Origin of the sequence: Bacillus cereus group sp. MYBK220-1 (assembly GCF_051916445.1) — a bacterium.
Taxonomy (GTDB): Bacteria; Bacillota; Bacilli; order Bacillales; family Bacillaceae_G; genus Bacillus_A; species Bacillus_A cereus.
Map to the genome: position 1 here is coordinate 635597 of NZ_JBQAGQ010000002.1, position 15229 is coordinate 650825.

A 15229-nucleotide genomic window follows, 5' to 3' on the forward strand; every position below is an offset into this window, starting at 1 on the left:
AGGAAATTCATTGCTCAATAGAACATTTGAGGGTGTATTACTTAATGCGGAATAAAAAGACCCTTAAGGAATAAAGGGCCTTTAAAGATTTTCATTTTGTTGACCAAGTTCTTTTTGAGCAATATATAAATTCCCTTGCTCGACTTGTTTAAGAGTATGAACAGAATCTCCTGCATATCCTTTTTGTGTTTTAACAGTTCTTTTTGAACGATTGGAATCTTGTTTCTTCATATAATAGGCCACCTTTCATCAAAAATAAACGAAAATGATAAGTATGAGTAATACAGCAGCGAAAATGGTAATGCCCATTAAAAACGAAGTGTTTTTATATTTAGGTGGCTTATGTACATCTTGCCGATATCCAGGTGAAATTTCAGGGGCAAATTCTTCATCGAATGATTGCTTTTTTTCTTTGTCGTCCATATGTACCCACCTTTCTTTTTCATTATATTATACGTTACAAGAAAAAATATGCATAAAGAAAACAGCCGCTTTATTATTAGCGGCTGTTTTGTGTTGTATATTTTCGTTGTACTTGAAAGAGACGGATAAGTAGGAAGGCAGCGCCAAATGCTAGACCGATAATAAGACCGATCCAATAGCCTTTCGCGGCCCATTCTGTATACGTCGCTAATATGTAACCTAGTGGTAGACCTATTATCCAATAAGCAATTAAAGTCATAATTAGAGCAACATTTACATCTTTATAACCACGCAAAGCTCCTTGTACAGGGGTTGCAATTGCATCTGAAATTTGAAATAAAATTGCAAAGATAAGAAATTCTTTTGCTAAATGATGAACTTTTGCATCTGTCGTATAAATAGAAGCAATTTGATCATCAAAGAAGTAGAGAAGAATCGAATATAATAAAGCAAAGGCAAGGGCTAATCCAATTCCAATCAGTCCGTATTGTTTTGCATTATCGTAACGTTTTGCTCCAACTTCGAATCCAACCGCAATAGTCATTGCCATTGCTAAACTTAGCGGAGTCATATATAACAAGGAAGCAAAGTTCATAGCTGCTTGGTGAGCTGCAATAGTTGTCGTACTAAAATTACTCATCATGAGCGTTACCGCAGCGAAAATACTCGTTTCAAAAAAGATAGCAAATCCGATAGGGACGCCAAGTTTTAAGAATGCTATCCAACTCGAAAGAGAAGGTCGGTATAATTGTTTGAAAATGTTGAAAGAGGCAAAAGGCTCTTTCGTCTGAATAATAATGACTGTAATAATTAAAATGCACCAATATGTTGCAGTGGAAGCAATTGCTGCTCCGACACCACCGAGCTTTGGGAAACCGAAGTTACCAAAAATTAATAGGTAATTTAATATTACATTAATTGGTAATGATAATAATGTAATAATCATCGTTGTTCGAGTTTTTCCTAATGCATCAATAAATCCACGTAAAACAGTGTAAGTGAATAAAGGTATAATTCCTATTGCGATAATACTTAAAAATTGCGCTGCAATACGTTCCACAGGTTCTTCTAAGCGCATGCCATTTAAAATAGGTGAAACGACGAAAAAACCGATGAGGATAACAACGAAGCTAGCACAAATTGCTAAATAAACTGCTTGTATGACAACGTGGGGAACGTCCTCTTTTTTCTTGGATCCAACGAGCTGTGCAACAATGGGAGTAGTAGCCATTAAAATTCCTGTTAACCCCGTACTAACTGGAATCCATATACTTGTTCCAATTGCCACACCTGCTAAATCAGTTGGACTTGCATGTCCTGACATCGTTGTATCAAAAAAACTCATCGCAAATAATGACATTTGCGTTACGAAAATCGGAAAAAATAGTAATACAAATTGCTTTAACTTTTGTGAGAATGAAGTAGTTTCTTTCATAAAATCCCCTTTCCGTATAAAAAAACAAACTCTTACTATCATACAATTTAATCAAAGATTAGAAAAGAAATACGCGCCTATAACATATGAAGCCAATAAAAAAAGGATGCACTTTGAAAAGGGATAAGGTATTATGATAAGGTGTGAAAAAATTACATATTATTTGTTATTAAGGAGGCACTACTTGTGGCTGATTGGTTAATTGGTTTAATCATGGGTGCTGTTGAAGGGTTAACAGAGTTTCTACCAGTATCATCAACAGGACATATGATTTTAACAGGACATTTAATTGGATTTGACGATGAGAGAGCGAAAGTTTTTGAAGTTGTTATCCAATTGGGATCGATTTTAGCAGTTGTTGTTATATTTTGGAAGCGTCTATGGTCGTTAGTTGGAATAGGTAAAGTAACAGACGGACCATCGTTAAATTTATTACATATTATTATCGGGATGATTCCTGCCGGGGTACTTGGCGTATTATTCCATAGCACTATTAAAGAGGTTTTATTTGGTCCAGGACCAGTTGTTATTAGCTTAGTAGCCGGTGGTATTTTAATGATTGTTGCTGAGAAGTTTTCGAAACCAAGTACAGCAAGAACGTTAGATGAAATCACATATAAACAGGCATTTACAATTGGAATGTTCCAATGTTTAGCTCTTTGGCCAGGATTTTCTCGTTCTGGTTCTACAATAAGTGGTGGTTTATTAGCTCGCGTGTCGCATACAGCGGCAGCTGAATATACGTTCATTTTAGCGGTACCGATGATGGTAGCTGCAAGTGGCTTAGATTTAATTAAAAGCTGGGATGTATTAAGCTCAGCAGATATAACGCTATTTGTAACAGGATTTGTAACTGCATTCGTTGTTGCGATGCTTGCAATTGTTTCATTCTTGAAATTATTATCTCGTGTAAAACTAACACCGTTCGCTTATTATCGTTTCATTTTAGCTGCGGTATTCTATTTCTTCATTATGTAATAAAAAAACCTGCCGAGCTCGGCAGGTTTTTATTTTACTACTTTTTCCATCATGTTTTCCATTACATGTTCCCAAAGAGAAGTATCATCAGCTAATGTAGCACGGAAATTAGCATACATTTCTTTTTGTTTTTCTTCGAAAGTTGGATCTTCTTTTTCAGGTAATGTAGCGCGCATTGAAGTTACTAATTCTTGTACTTTTGGAGCGCGTGGTCCCCAAACAGCTTGTTCATTTCCATCTTTATCAATGAAAATAAAGATTGGAATCGCACGTGCTGTTCCATTTGTTAAATATTGATCCATTAATTCTAAGTTTTCATCGCGAATTAATAAACTCATATCAATATTTGCAACTTCAGAAATTCGTTTCATAACAGGTACGCATAAAAGAGCATCGCCACACCAATCAGCAGTTAATACGATAACACGCCAGCCATCATTTTGACGTTCTTCTAATACAGGAAGTAATTCATTTGGAATTAAAAAATTATTGTAAATGTGTAGTAGCTCGTATTGGTTTACTTGCATTTCATTCACATATGTATCAAAGGACATACCTTTATCAGCCCATTGTTGTAAGTTCATAATTAACACCTCTTTAGTAAGATTTGCTTTCATTGTACCAATTTTTATATAGAAAAGCTTGTATTCTTACTCTTTCTTGTCACTTAATAATTTATTTAATAGAAAAAAGAATAGTACGACACATAATTCAGTTAAGTTGGACATTTGTACGCTTTCTATCCAATCATCAGCAGTATGAATGACGAACCAATCTAGTGTAATTTCAATGAATGAGAAAAGAGTGAGAGAAATCCAATTTGACATGTTTTGAGTCAATGGATATAGCAGCGCTTTGAAGAAACTGAAAATAAATAATGTAATACCATCTAAGAAAGTGATTAATAAAAAAAAGAGAAGTAAAGCAGTACGTGAACTATACGCTATACCTGTAATTTGAAAGATTCCTACATATACAAAAAATATAAATGTAAAAACTATAATGAGAAAAAGAGCAATAATACTAATGATAATTGTTTTATCTTTTAGGCTGAGATTTGAGAACCTATCCTCCTCATGCATTAAAATACCCCTTTTTCTGGAAGTTGACTTCATTTTATCATGAAATACATATTAAAAAACTACGAATTATGGGAAAATAAGGTGACAAAAAGTAAGATTTCATGTAAAATTATTAATAAGGTTTTTATTTAACTAAATGAAATAAAAGGAGCTGTCAATGTTGTCTCAAAATCGAGAGCAATTAATGGAAGAACTATCGACAAATGTGTTTGCTATGTTTCGCACGTTGCGTAATGATATCGGAAAAATATTTGGTGGTTACATACCGTGGAATGAATTCATCGTCCTAAGAATATTAAATCGTACGAATAAAGAAATGGTATCGCGTGTAGCAAATGAATTAAATGTGTCGAATAGTCATATTACAGCTGTTACAGAAAAATTAATTAATAAGGGTTTTGTAACTCGTTCACGTTCTACATCAGATCGCCGAGTTGTGTATTTAGAGATTACAGAACAAGGGAAAGATTTAGTTGCGAAAATGGAAGATGCGAAAAAACAATATTTACAAGAAAGATTCTCTGCACTTTCAGAAGATGAAATGAATGTAATGATTTCAATTTCCAAAAAACTTATTTAAGTGATTATAAACAAGAAAACGCTTACGTGATAAAATAGAAGGTCTTCCTTATAGATGGGAGATCTTCTTTCGTGTGTAATAGATGTTAATAAATAAAATGTGTATGAAAAAAGATAGAGCGCCATACTACTAATACAAGGAAGGAGGGAGAAATATGACGAATCGTAACGGTAGTAAAGGGAGCGGTAATCAAGGATCACCAAAGTCCGGCCAGTTTAATCAGGAATTTAGCACTGAATTTGAAACTGGTAATGATAATAAAGGGAAAGAATATCGTTCTAAAAAAGGGAGTAAATCAAAAAAGGAGTGAAATAATTCACTCCTTTTTTGATTTACGATGCTGCCGATTGATCCGTATTATATTTTTCTTCTGATTTTGCGACAATCATTGCGCAAATTGCATCACCAGAAATGTTTACAGCTGTTCTAGACATATCTAGAATACGGTCAATACCGATAATTAAAGCGATACCTTCTACTGGTAGATTTACTTGATTTAAAACCATTGTAAGCATTACAAGTCCAACACCAGGTACACCAGCAGTACCGATACTAGCTAGTACAGCAGTTAATACGACCATAGCTAATTGCGGTAATGTAAGTTCAACTCCGTATACTTGAGCGATAAATACAGTGGCTACTCCTTGCATAATGGCAGTACCATCCATATTAATAGTTGCCCCTAGTGGTTGTACAAATGAGCTTATCGCTTTTGGAACGCCAAGCTTATCTTGTGCTGTTTTCATTGCAAATGGAAGCGATGCATTAGAGCTAGATGTACTAAATCCAATTGCCATTACTGGTCCGAAATGTTTAAAGAAACGAACAATACTTTCTTTTGCTAATACCTTTAATAAGCCGCCATATACAAAGACCCCGTGAATAATGAGTACTAACATAACGACAATCATATACTTGAACATCGCAGCGACGCCTGCAAGCCCCATTTTACCAACGGATGAAGCGAGCAAACCGAATGTTCCAATTGGGGCTAATTTCATAACGAGATTAACAAGATACATCATTAATTCGTTGCCCTGTTCAAGTAATGAATGGATACCTTGAACTCGTTTTCCTAAAATAGCTATACCGAGTCCAATCAATACGGCAAAGGCAATGATTTGTAACATGTTTCCGTCAGCCATCGCTTTTGCTGGGTTATCTGGTACGATATTTAGCAATGTGTCGACGAAAGATGTTTCAGTTTTTGCACCTTCATACTTAAGACCTTCTGTTTTAAAATTACCGCCAGCTCCTGGCTTTATAATAAGTGCAAATGTAACCGCTATAGAGATGGCAACCGCAGTTGTTACGAGAAAGAATGAAATTGATTTTAAACCGATTCTTCCAAGTTGTTTCGGATCTCCAAGGCCGGCAGCACCAAGTACGATAGAAATGAACACAACAGGAACAACTAGCATTTTAATAAGTCGAATAAACAATTGACCAATTGGGTTGAACACATATTGATTTAGTGGCTCAAAGATAGATGGAGCAGCTAAATTTAGAGTGAGTCCAACAACTAGACCTAGAAATAATGCGATTAAGATTGCTTTTGTTTGTCTCAATAAAATCCCCCCTTTTGTTTTTGCGAAATTTCTTTCTAAAGTAATTATACCGAAAAAATACCTAATTTGACAATATTTTCTGAATTTTTAATTTTTTTAAGTGTAGATAGACAGATTTTGTGTTTGGAAAATAAAATAGACCATCACATAGGATGGTCAAGGGAAGGGGACAATTTATGTCAATTTAATTAGGGATGGAAGCTGCTTTAAGACACTGGGGAATGTCTTATAAATTAGGGAGGAACAACTTCGATACATATACTATAAAAGATAGGTGTGACTCTCATGTGAACATAGGGTGAAAGAGAGGGGGAGTTTTAAATAAAAGATAGAAAGACAAAAAAATAAGACCATCATATATAAGATGGTCAAGGAAGGGGACAATTTATGTCAATTTAATTAGGGATGGAAGCTGTTCAAAGACACTGGGGAATGTCTTATAAATTAGGGAGGAACAACTTCGATACATATACTATAAAAGGTGGATGTGACCTCTGTGTGAATATAGAGTGAAAGATATGGGGATTTGAAAAATAGTACATATGAAATTGTTATTGCTAGCAATATTGAGTTAGGATATAGAGTTTTCCCAGCATAAAACGAAAAGGAATCTGAATATAAATAAAAGTTGTAATCTATGAAAAAAAGGATTATGCTCAACTATATTATGAGAATATAAGGTTTGTCCCAATTATTTAAGGGCTTTTAAAAAGCTTTTTATTGTATGAGGGGAAAGCTTCACTTTAATAAGGGAGTTAGTGATATGGAGGTAACAAAAAAACAAGGGCTGTATAATCGTCTTATACGATTAAACCCACCACAAATATTAGCATTAGGCTTTTTCTGCTTAATTGTGGTTGGCGGTTTGTTATTAAAATTACCATTCGCAACGAAAGTACATATTAGTTGGGTAGATGCTTTCTTTACAGCAACGTCAGCAGCGACCGTAACTGGTTTGGGAGTAGTGGATACAGCAAGTACATTTACGATGTTTGGCGAAATTGTTATTATGTTTTTAATTCAAACAGGTGGTCTAGGTCTTATGACAATTGCCATTTTAATTGTTTGGGTACTAGGTAAAAAAATCGGATTACGCCATCGTTTATTAATTGGAGAAGCATTTAATCAAACAAATATAGGTGGTCTTGTAAAATTAGTAAAGCGTGTCTTTATATTTTCGATTTGTATTGAACTTATTGGGGTCATCTTTTTATCGTTTCGCTTTATTCCAGAGTTTGGTTTTGGAAAAGGTTTATATTATAGTATTTTTCATGTAATTGCATCTTATAATAATGCAGGATTTGCTTTATGGCCAGATAATTTAACAAGATATGTAGGGGATCCCATTATTAATATTGGGATTTGCTCTTTAATTGTAATTGGGGGACTCGGTTTTACCGTATTAATTGATATATGGTATAGCCGCAGTTTTCGAAAATTATCACTTCACTCAAAAATAATGATTATTGGAACAGTAGTGCTAAATGTTATAGCAATGATTGTAATTTTTGTATTGGAATATAATAATGTGAAGACGTTAGGGAATTTATCTTTAAATGAAAAACTATGGGCTTCCTTCTTTCAAGGTATTACTCCGCGGACAGCTGGATTTAATACGGTTGACTATGGAGGTATGGAAGAATCATCTATATTATTTACGATGATTTTAATGTTTATTGGTGCAGGAAGTGTATCGACAGGTGGAGGAATTAAATTAACGACGTTTGTTATCTTAATTACATCTGTCCTTTCTTTCTTTAGAAAAAAGGAGGAAATTGTTTTATTTCAGCGTACAATTAAAATGTCGACAGTAACGAGGGCCTTAGCGATTGCTGTTGCCAGTCAAATACTTATTTTAGCAGCGGTATTCATATTAATGCTTACAGAAAACTTCAGCTTTATTCAATTATTATTTGAGACAATATCAGCGTTTGGCACAGTCGGATTAACGATGGGAATTACTGCAAAGCTATCGGCATTCGGAAAATGTATTATTATGTTTGTTATGTTCTGCGGATTAATTGGACCATTAACACTTGTGTTCTCTTTAGCGCGACCAGCAAAACAAAAAATAAAATATCCATCGGAAGATGTGTTTACAGGATAAGGTATCCCGCGTTAAGCGAGATACCTTTTTCTTTTTTAGAACAGGGAGAACAATAGACCAATAAGTGCTACTCGGAATAAAATTGCGATAAGTGCAGCAATTCCACCGACAACTGCAGCGATACCGCCAGTTACAGTAGCTCCGCGATTATAAGCGTAAATACCGAGTAAAACAGAAACAAGACCAAATAGTGTTGGAAATGTAAATAGCGATAAGATAGATAGCGCAAGAGCGATAAAACCAGCAGTTGATCCAGCAGCGGACGATTTTACAACATCTTTATCGTCTTTATCATCGTAATCATAATCAATGCGTTGTGGTGCAACCTCAGCGGCGTACTCTTCTTTATAGTCACTATAATCACTATCTATTCTATCTTTTCTTTTATAATCATCAAATTTCTCAGTCAAAGTCATGACTCCTTTCATAACAAGGTTCAATAGTAGTATGTATCTCTTTTTCTTTTTTATCCCGCTATTTGTGGGAGTCGAGAAACGTGCACATCCCACTGATTAAAGTTTCACTATACCGGAGCATGTACAGGGAGTAGTATCTTTTAAAAGGAGGAAAATGTTTTCTTGAAATAGGAAAAGTTAGTATGACTTCCTCTATTTTGGAAAATATAAAAAGGAATAATGAGGAAAGGGTGCAATACATAATGGAACATCCAATTGAAAATTTAATGAAAACGGCAATGACAAATTTAAAAGAGATGGTAGATGTAAATACAATTGTTGGGAGCCCGGTTTCAACAGCTGACGGAAATGTAGTATTAACAGTATCTCAAGTGGCTTTTGGTTTTGGAGCTGGTGGAAGTGATTTTAAAGGGGATTTCATTACTGAAAAACATAACGGTGGGCAAAATCAGCATAAAGAGAACAAACAAGGGCATCCATTTGGAGGAGGAAGCGGGGCTGGGGTTTCCATTAGTCCAGTAGCTTTTTTAGTAGTTGGTTCTAATGGGGTGCAAGTATTACATCTCAACAGCAGTACACATTTAATTGAAAAGGCTTTAAATACTGTACCAAGCACTGTAGATAAATTTGTGAATGGTCGTCAAAAGTGAACTTGCATTTTTTAGGAATTATGATATATTAGAAAAAGTGCGCTTTAGGATGATCGGAATAATTGAAATGTAAATATATATGATGTGTGGAATAAGGGAGAGGAATTTATGATTAATATCAAAAACTTAGTAGTTGGCTTATTCATGTTAGTAAGCGGCTTTGTTGTATATGTAATAAAAGAAAAAGCTCCATTCTAAAACAGACAAACCGTTAATGTCTGTTTTTAATTTGCGAAAAAAGTTGACAAGTTATTGTATTGGTGTTAGAATTTTAATTCGTGTCTCGGTTACAGCTAGTGTAAAGTAAATATCTCTTATGAATGCAATACGAAAAGTTTGCGAAAGATCGGGTAATTTTATCAACAACTTTTGTGAACAAACCCTATAAATTGTATTTGTAAGCTATATATGTATACTAGTGAATCAAGGAGCGGTCAGTGGAACCGTAATGATGAGAGAGAGGTAGGGCTTTCATCCAGTATATGTTACTTTCCCGTTAGGTGAATATAAAAAAGAGGACTCCTTTTAAAAGGAGTCCTCTTTCATTTTTTAAGTGCGACTTTCAACTTGTTGACAAATTTCATCTGTTGTTAAACCGTGAGCTGTAATGACTGATCCTTTAATTGATGTATCTGCAATGCCCATCACATTAGAATCTTGCCCAGTTACAACGCAACAATCACACCCTTGTGCATCCTGTTCTGAGTTAAGTGTAACAACTTCATGACCTTGTTGCTGAAGAGCTTGTTGAACGTCTGTTAATGAGTTTTCAACGCCAATTCTAGCCATAATTCTCACCTCCCTACCATCTAATTGCTAGTATGCTCAAGTTCACTGCATATATTTATGAAAAGACGGTAGGAAGTAAATCTTTGTTTAGTCGTTATATACGCCAGTAAGCATTTGACTAACGAATTGATCGTTTAATAATGTATCTTGTGCTGAAGAAGTATTTGAATGGATGTCGATTGAAGCAATAAAATGATTATGTTCTTGCGTATTTGGTTCTACCTCTACGTAATTATCGAATTTACAAAAACCTTTCGTATCCATTAGATCAAATAATTGCAGCATTTCTACTACCTCTTGTCTCGTTCCTTTAATTTGTACACACGCCATATTTATTTCCTCCTTCATTTTGACAAATTGTTTTTTAAAAATAGGATTATGATTACGAAATGAAAAATATGAATGTTATTTTTAGACAGCGCTATTTTTGTTATTTTCCCCCTTTTTCAGCAAAAGTCGTTATATATTTCCGGATTTATAAAATCGGACGTCCGTTTATTGAATACAATAGATTCGTATCAATTGATGAAAATCCTTCTTTTAAACAAATATTTTTTTAGTGGAAATTGGCGAAAAAAATTTTTTGACTTTTTGTAAACGTTAACAATGTTGTTAAATCAGTATAAGTAAAGAAGTACGTATGATTAAAAATTATAAATTTTCTAAAAATTCACTTGATTTATTTAGAAAGGAGAGTAAACTAGGAAACAATAAAAAATTCATAGAACATAGGAGGCGCTTCTAGTGAATGAGCAATGGATTTTCTTAAATGGAGAATTTGTTCCAAAAGATGAGGCAAAAGTTTCAGTATATGATCATGGCTATTTATATGGCGATGGAGTGTTTGAAGGAATTAGAGTTTATAGCGGTAATGTTTTCCGTTTGAGAGAGCATCTTGTCCGGTTGTATGAATCAGCAAAATCAATCCTTTTAGAAATTCCATATTCATTAGATGAAGTAACAAATATTGTTGTTGAGACGATTCGACAAAATAAATTATCTAATGGATACATTCGCCTTGTTGTATCAAGAGGAGCAGGAAATCTTGGATTGGATCCCGATTCATGTAAGAAGCCGAATGTAGTAGTAATTGCAGAACAATTATCTTTATTCCCACAAGAATATTATGAGAAAGGGATTCCAGTTGTAACAGTTGCAACGCGCCGAAATCGTCCCGATGTTTTATCCCCTCAAGTAAAATCTTTAAATTACTTAAACAATATTTTAGTTCGTATTGAAGCGAAATTAGCTGGAGTACAAGAAGCGCTTATGTTAAATGATCAAGGATATGTAGCTGAAGGATCAGGAGATAACGTGTTTATTGTTAAAGGAAATAAATTAATTACACCACCAAGTTCTGCTGGAGCGTTAGAAGGTATTACACGAAACGCCATTTTAGAAATCGGCGAAAAACTTGGGTATGACGTAAGAGAAGAGTTATTTACAAGACATGATGTATATGTAGCTGATGAAGTGTTTTTAACAGGAACAGCTGCTGAAGTGATTGCTGTTACGACAGTAGATGGTAGAACGATTGGCTTAGGGCAAACAGGTCCACATACGAACCGTTTATTAGAAGAGTTTCGTAAGTTAGTTGTAGAAGATGGAGAGAAAATTTACGAAGAAAATAAAGTTGGATAACAACTTTTTTAACATAAGAAAGCGTTGATAGGGAGGAGTAGTTGATTGTGAAGCCTCACAGAGAGTCGGTGGTTGCTGAAAACCGATGGTTCACGTCGACGAACATCGCCCTTGAGTGCTAAGCTAAAGCATTTGTCTAGGCTTAGACGGTAGCTCCGTTATTAGCTAGATCCATTTATGGATCACTGAGGCAAGAGTATTCTTGCAAAGAAGGGTGGTACCGCGAAATCTTTCGTCCCTTCAGCACATAGCTGGAGTGTGGACGTAGGATTTTTTTATTGTATAAAAGGTTGAAAAAGGGGGCTTATAAGAACAATGTCTTCAAAAACGGAAGAGAAACTGGAAACTGGTGCACAGCTATTGTTAGAAGCGCTAGAAAAGGAAGGCGTAGAAGTGATTTTCGGTTATCCGGGTGGTGCCGTTTTACCTCTCTATGATGCATTGTATGATTGTGAAATTCCGCATATTTTAACAAGGCATGAGCAAGGGGCAATTCACGCTGCTGAAGGGTATGCCAGAATTACAGGGAATCCAGGGGTTGTAATTGCAACGAGTGGACCAGGTGCTACAAATGTAATTACGGGTCTAGCTGATGCGATGATTGATTCATTGCCACTTGTAGTATTTACAGGCCAAGTAGCAACAACGTTAATTGGGAGCGATGCTTTTCAAGAGGCAGATATTATGGGACTTACGATGCCAGTGACAAAACATAACTATCAAGTGCGAAAGGCCTCAGATTTACCTCGAATTATTAAAGAAGCATTTCATATTGCTAAAACAGGAAGACCAGGACCAGTCGTTATTGACCTTCCGAAAGATATGGTAGTCGAGAAAGGTGAGCGATGTAGCAATGTACAAATGGATTTACCAGGATATAACCCTAATTATGAACCGAATCTACTTCAAATAAACAAATTACTCAAAGTAATTGAAACCGCAAAAAAACCGTTAATTTTAGCTGGAGCGGGTATATTGCATGCGAAAGCTTCGAAAGAATTGACAAGTTTTGCTCGTAAATATGAAATCCCTGTTGTGCATACATTACTTGGACTTGGTGGTTTTCCACCAGATGATGAACTATTTCTAGGGATGGGGGGAATGCACGGTTCTTATACAGCCAATATGGCATTATATGAATGCGACTTACTCATTAATATAGGCGCGAGATTTGATGATCGTCTTACTGGAAATTTAGCTTTTTTTGCTAAAGGGGCGACTGTTGCACATATCGATATTGATCCGGCAGAAATCGGGAAAAATGTGCCAACAGAGATTCCTATTGTTGCAAGTGCTAAGCAGGCGTTAGAAGTATTGCTTCAATCAGAAGGAAAGAAAGAAAATCATCATGAATGGCTCTTTTTATTAAAGAATAGAAAAGAAAAATATCCATTCTCTTATAAAAGAAATTCTGAAAGTATTAAACCTCAATATGCGATTGATATGCTATATGAAATTACGAAGGGAGAAGCGATTGTAACAACAGACGTTGGGCAACACCAAATGTGGGCAGCGCAATATTATCCACTGAAAAATCCAGATAAATGGGTAACTTCTGGTGGATTAGGAACGATGGGGTTCGGATTTCCAGCAGCAATCGGTGCGCAAATTGCAAAGCCTGAAGAATTAGTTATTGCAATTGTTGGTGATGCTGGGTTTCAAATGACTCTGCAAGAATTAAGTGTATTAAAAGAACACGCTTTACCCGTTAAAGTATTTATTTTAAATAATGAAGCTTTAGGAATGGTAAGACAATGGCAAGATGAATTTTACAATCAAAGATATTCACATTCTTTATTACCATGCCAACCAGATTTCGTCGCTCTTGCAAATGCATATGGCATAAAAGGTGTTCGTATTGACGATCCACTTCTTGCAAAGAAGCAAATCCAGCATGCGATCGAATTACAAGAGCCAGTCGTAATTGATTGTCGTGTACTTCAATCAGAGAAGGTTATGCCGATGGTTGCGCCAGGAAAAGGTGTTCACCAAATGGAGGGAGTGGAAAAAGGGTGAAGAGAATTGTTACAGCGACAGTTCGAAATCAAAGTGGTGTGTTAAACCGAATTACAGGGGTTATGACACGAAGACATTTTAATATTGAAAGTATTTCAGTAGGTCATACAGAATCATCAGATATATCGCGAATGACGATTGTTGTACACGTTGAAAGTGAACAGCAAGTGGAGCAGTTAATTAAACAACTGCATAAGCAAATTGATGTTCTGAAAGTATCAGATATTACAGAAGAAGCGATGATTGCTAGAGAGCTTGCTCTTATTAAAGTAGCAACTTCTGTAGCGAGGGCAGAATTATATAGTTTAATTGAACCGTTTCGAGCCGCTGTAATAGATGTTGGGAAGGATTCCATAGTTGTGCAAGTAACAGGTACGCAAGATAAAGTAGAAGCGTTAATTGAATTACTTCGTCCATACGGTTTGAAAGAAATTGCTAGAACAGGTGTAACAGCATTTACACGTAGTATGAAAAAACAAGATAAGCAAGTTATGTTAATTCAATAATCATTTAAATATAGGGGGAAATGAAAATGGCAAAAGTTTATTATGAGAAAGATGTAACAGTAAATGTATTAAAGGAAAAGAAAGTAGCAATCATCGGATATGGCTCGCAAGGTCATGCGCATGCGCAAAATTTACGTGATAACGGATTTGATGTAGTAGTAGGTTTAAGAAAAGGTAAGTCTTGGGATAAAGCGAATGAAGATGGGTTTTCTGTATATACAGTAGCAGAAGCTGCGGAAAAAGCTGATGTAGTAATGATTCTATTGCCTGATGAATTACAACCAGAAGTATATGAAGCTGAAATTGCACCAAATTTACAGGCTGGAAACTCTCTCGTGTTCGCACATGGATTTAATGTTCACTTTGATCAAGTAAAACCACCAGCTAATGTAGATGTATTTCTAGTAGCGCCAAAAGGACCAGGGCATCTCGTACGCCGTACGTTCGCCGAGGGCGGGGCTGTTCCTGCATTATTTGCAGTATATCAAGATGCAACAGGAGTTGCGACTGAAAAAGCACTTTCTTATGCTGACGGAATTGGAGCAACGAGAGCTGGTGTACTAGAAACGACGTTTAAAGAAGAAACAGAAACAGATTTGTTTGGAGAGCAAGCTGTACTTTGCGGCGGAGTGACTGCACTTGTAAAAGCAGGGTTTGAAACGTTAGTTGATGCGGGATATCAGCCTGAACTTGCATATTTTGAATGTTTACATGAATTGAAGCTAATCGTTGACCTTATGTACGAAGGTGGACTTGAAAATATGAGATATTCAGTTTCAGATACAGCGCAGTGGGGAGATTTCGTATCAGGACCACGCGTTGTGACTGAAGATACGAAGAAAGCGATGGGGGCAGTATTAGCAGAAATTCAAGATGGTACATTTGCAAGAGGGTGGATTGCAGAACATAAAGCAGGAAGACCAAATTTCCATGCGACAAATGAGAAAGAGAATAAACATGAAATCGAAGTAGTTGGACGTAAATTACGTGAAATGATGCCTTTCGTACAGCCGCGAGTAAAGGTAGGGGTTAAATAAT

The 15229-nt window shown here is 35.7% G+C and carries 19 protein-coding genes and 1 other annotated feature; of the genes, 10 read left to right on the forward strand and 9 right to left on the reverse strand.

Going from position 1 to position 15229, the window contains the following annotated elements:
• Positions 1-81 precede the first annotated feature (81 nt).
• The 3 genes from ACTFRU_RS10175 to ACTFRU_RS10185 all read right to left on the reverse strand — a co-directional run bounded on the left by ACTFRU_RS10175 (position 82) and on the right by ACTFRU_RS10185 (position 1858).
• The gene (locus tag ACTFRU_RS10175) at positions 82-231 is read right to left on the reverse strand and encodes a hypothetical protein (RefSeq protein ID WP_000743742.1); all 150 of its coding nucleotides are present in this window, start codon (positions 229-231) and stop codon (positions 82-84) included.
• Between the two features lie 18 nt (positions 232-249).
• The gene (locus tag ACTFRU_RS10180) at positions 250-423 is read right to left on the reverse strand and encodes a hypothetical protein (RefSeq protein WP_000341062.1); all 174 of its coding nucleotides are present in this window, start codon (positions 421-423) and stop codon (positions 250-252) included.
• A 76-nt stretch (positions 424-499) separates the two neighbouring features.
• Positions 500-1858, reverse strand: a complete 1359-nt coding sequence (locus ACTFRU_RS10185; RefSeq protein ID WP_000665546.1) for an MATE family efflux transporter — start codon at positions 1856-1858, stop codon at positions 500-502.
• A gap of 186 nt (positions 1859-2044) precedes the next feature.
• On the opposite strand from ACTFRU_RS10185, the gene uppP reads away from it, so the two are divergent.
• Positions 2045-2836, forward strand: a complete 792-nt coding sequence (gene uppP, locus ACTFRU_RS10190) for a bacitracin resistance undecaprenyl-diphosphatase (RefSeq protein ID WP_000796256.1) — start codon at positions 2045-2047, stop codon at positions 2834-2836.
• A 29-nt stretch (positions 2837-2865) separates the two neighbouring features.
• On the opposite strand, the gene ACTFRU_RS10195 is transcribed toward uppP, so the two are convergent.
• Both ACTFRU_RS10195 and ACTFRU_RS10200 read right to left on the reverse strand, forming a co-directional pair.
• Positions 2866-3453, reverse strand: coding sequence for a thioredoxin family protein (locus ACTFRU_RS10195; protein ID WP_002023667.1), 588 nt, complete (start codon positions 3451-3453; stop codon positions 2866-2868).
• 33 nt (positions 3454-3486) lie between these two features.
• Positions 3487-3918, reverse strand: a complete 432-nt coding sequence (locus ACTFRU_RS10200; protein WP_000544069.1) for a regulatory YrvL family protein — start codon at positions 3916-3918, stop codon at positions 3487-3489.
• Positions 3919-4078: 160 nt separating this feature from the next.
• Here ACTFRU_RS10200 and ACTFRU_RS10205 point away from each other — a divergent pair, with 160 nt between their 5' ends.
• Both ACTFRU_RS10205 and ACTFRU_RS10210 read left to right on the forward strand, forming a co-directional pair.
• Positions 4079-4498, forward strand: a complete 420-nt coding sequence (locus ACTFRU_RS10205; RefSeq protein WP_000081432.1) for a MarR family winged helix-turn-helix transcriptional regulator — start codon at positions 4079-4081, stop codon at positions 4496-4498.
• Between the two features lie 154 nt (positions 4499-4652).
• On the forward strand, positions 4653-4808 hold the full coding sequence (locus ACTFRU_RS10210) for a hypothetical protein (protein WP_000184928.1): 156 nt from the start codon (positions 4653-4655) through the stop codon (positions 4806-4808).
• A gap of 22 nt (positions 4809-4830) precedes the next feature.
• Here the strand turns inward: ACTFRU_RS10210 and ACTFRU_RS10215 are convergent, their stop codons facing one another.
• Complete coding sequence (locus ACTFRU_RS10215) at positions 4831-6066, reverse strand: dicarboxylate/amino acid:cation symporter (protein ID WP_086389294.1); 1236 nt, start codon at positions 6064-6066, stop codon at positions 4831-4833.
• Between the two features lie 763 nt (positions 6067-6829).
• Between ACTFRU_RS10215 and ACTFRU_RS10220 the strand changes: the two genes are divergently transcribed.
• On the forward strand, positions 6830-8173 hold the full coding sequence (locus tag ACTFRU_RS10220) for a TrkH family potassium uptake protein (protein WP_440037624.1): 1344 nt from the start codon (positions 6830-6832) through the stop codon (positions 8171-8173).
• A gap of 35 nt (positions 8174-8208) precedes the next feature.
• Here the strand turns inward: ACTFRU_RS10220 and ACTFRU_RS10225 are convergent, their stop codons facing one another.
• Positions 8209-8583 (reverse strand): hypothetical protein, encoded by a 375-nt coding sequence (locus ACTFRU_RS10225; RefSeq protein ID WP_000136541.1) that lies wholly within the window; start codon positions 8581-8583, stop codon positions 8209-8211.
• Positions 8584-8771: 188 nt separating this feature from the next.
• On the opposite strand from ACTFRU_RS10225, the gene ytfJ reads away from it, so the two are divergent.
• Positions 8772-9239, forward strand: a complete 468-nt coding sequence (ytfJ, locus tag ACTFRU_RS10230; RefSeq protein ID WP_000204234.1) for a GerW family sporulation protein — start codon at positions 8772-8774, stop codon at positions 9237-9239.
• Positions 9240-9347: 108 nt separating this feature from the next.
• The gene (locus tag ACTFRU_RS10235) at positions 9348-9437 is read left to right on the forward strand and encodes a hypothetical protein (protein ID WP_000608227.1); all 90 of its coding nucleotides are present in this window, start codon (positions 9348-9350) and stop codon (positions 9435-9437) included.
• 351 nt (positions 9438-9788) lie between these two features.
• Here ACTFRU_RS10235 and ACTFRU_RS10240 read toward each other — a convergent pair whose 3' ends face one another.
• On the reverse strand, positions 9789-10028 hold the full coding sequence (locus tag ACTFRU_RS10240; protein ID WP_000101022.1) for a YkuS family protein: 240 nt from the start codon (positions 10026-10028) through the stop codon (positions 9789-9791).
• Positions 10029-10115: 87 nt separating this feature from the next.
• Entirely contained in the window at positions 10116-10358 is a 243-nt protein-coding gene (locus tag ACTFRU_RS10245) for a DUF3911 family protein (RefSeq protein WP_000752513.1), read from the reverse strand.
• A gap of 414 nt (positions 10359-10772) precedes the next feature.
• Between ACTFRU_RS10245 and ilvE the strand changes: the two genes are divergently transcribed.
• From ilvE to ilvC, 4 genes are all read left to right on the forward strand, one after another.
• Positions 10773-11669: a branched-chain-amino-acid transaminase gene (gene ilvE / locus ACTFRU_RS10250; protein ID WP_001005486.1), complete on the forward strand. Its 897-nt coding sequence runs from the start codon at positions 10773-10775 to the stop codon at positions 11667-11669.
• Between the two features lie 15 nt (positions 11670-11684).
• Positions 11685-11912 (forward strand) — a binding site (T-box leader).
• 72 nt (positions 11913-11984) lie between these two features.
• A complete protein-coding gene (gene ilvB, locus ACTFRU_RS10255) occupies positions 11985-13685 on the forward strand; it encodes an acetolactate synthase large subunit (protein ID WP_000095876.1) in 1701 nt (566 codons plus the stop codon).
• Positions 13682-14191 (forward strand): acetolactate synthase small subunit, encoded by a 510-nt coding sequence (gene ilvN / locus ACTFRU_RS10260; protein WP_000822952.1) that lies wholly within the window; start codon positions 13682-13684, stop codon positions 14189-14191. Before ilvB ends, ilvN begins: the two co-directional genes overlap by 4 nt.
• A gap of 26 nt (positions 14192-14217) precedes the next feature.
• Positions 14218-15228 carry a ketol-acid reductoisomerase gene (gene ilvC / locus ACTFRU_RS10265; RefSeq protein ID WP_001151741.1) on the forward strand — a complete coding sequence of 337 codons (1011 nt, stop codon included), beginning with the start codon at positions 14218-14220 and terminating at the stop codon, positions 15226-15228.
• Position 15229 lies beyond the last annotated feature (1 nt).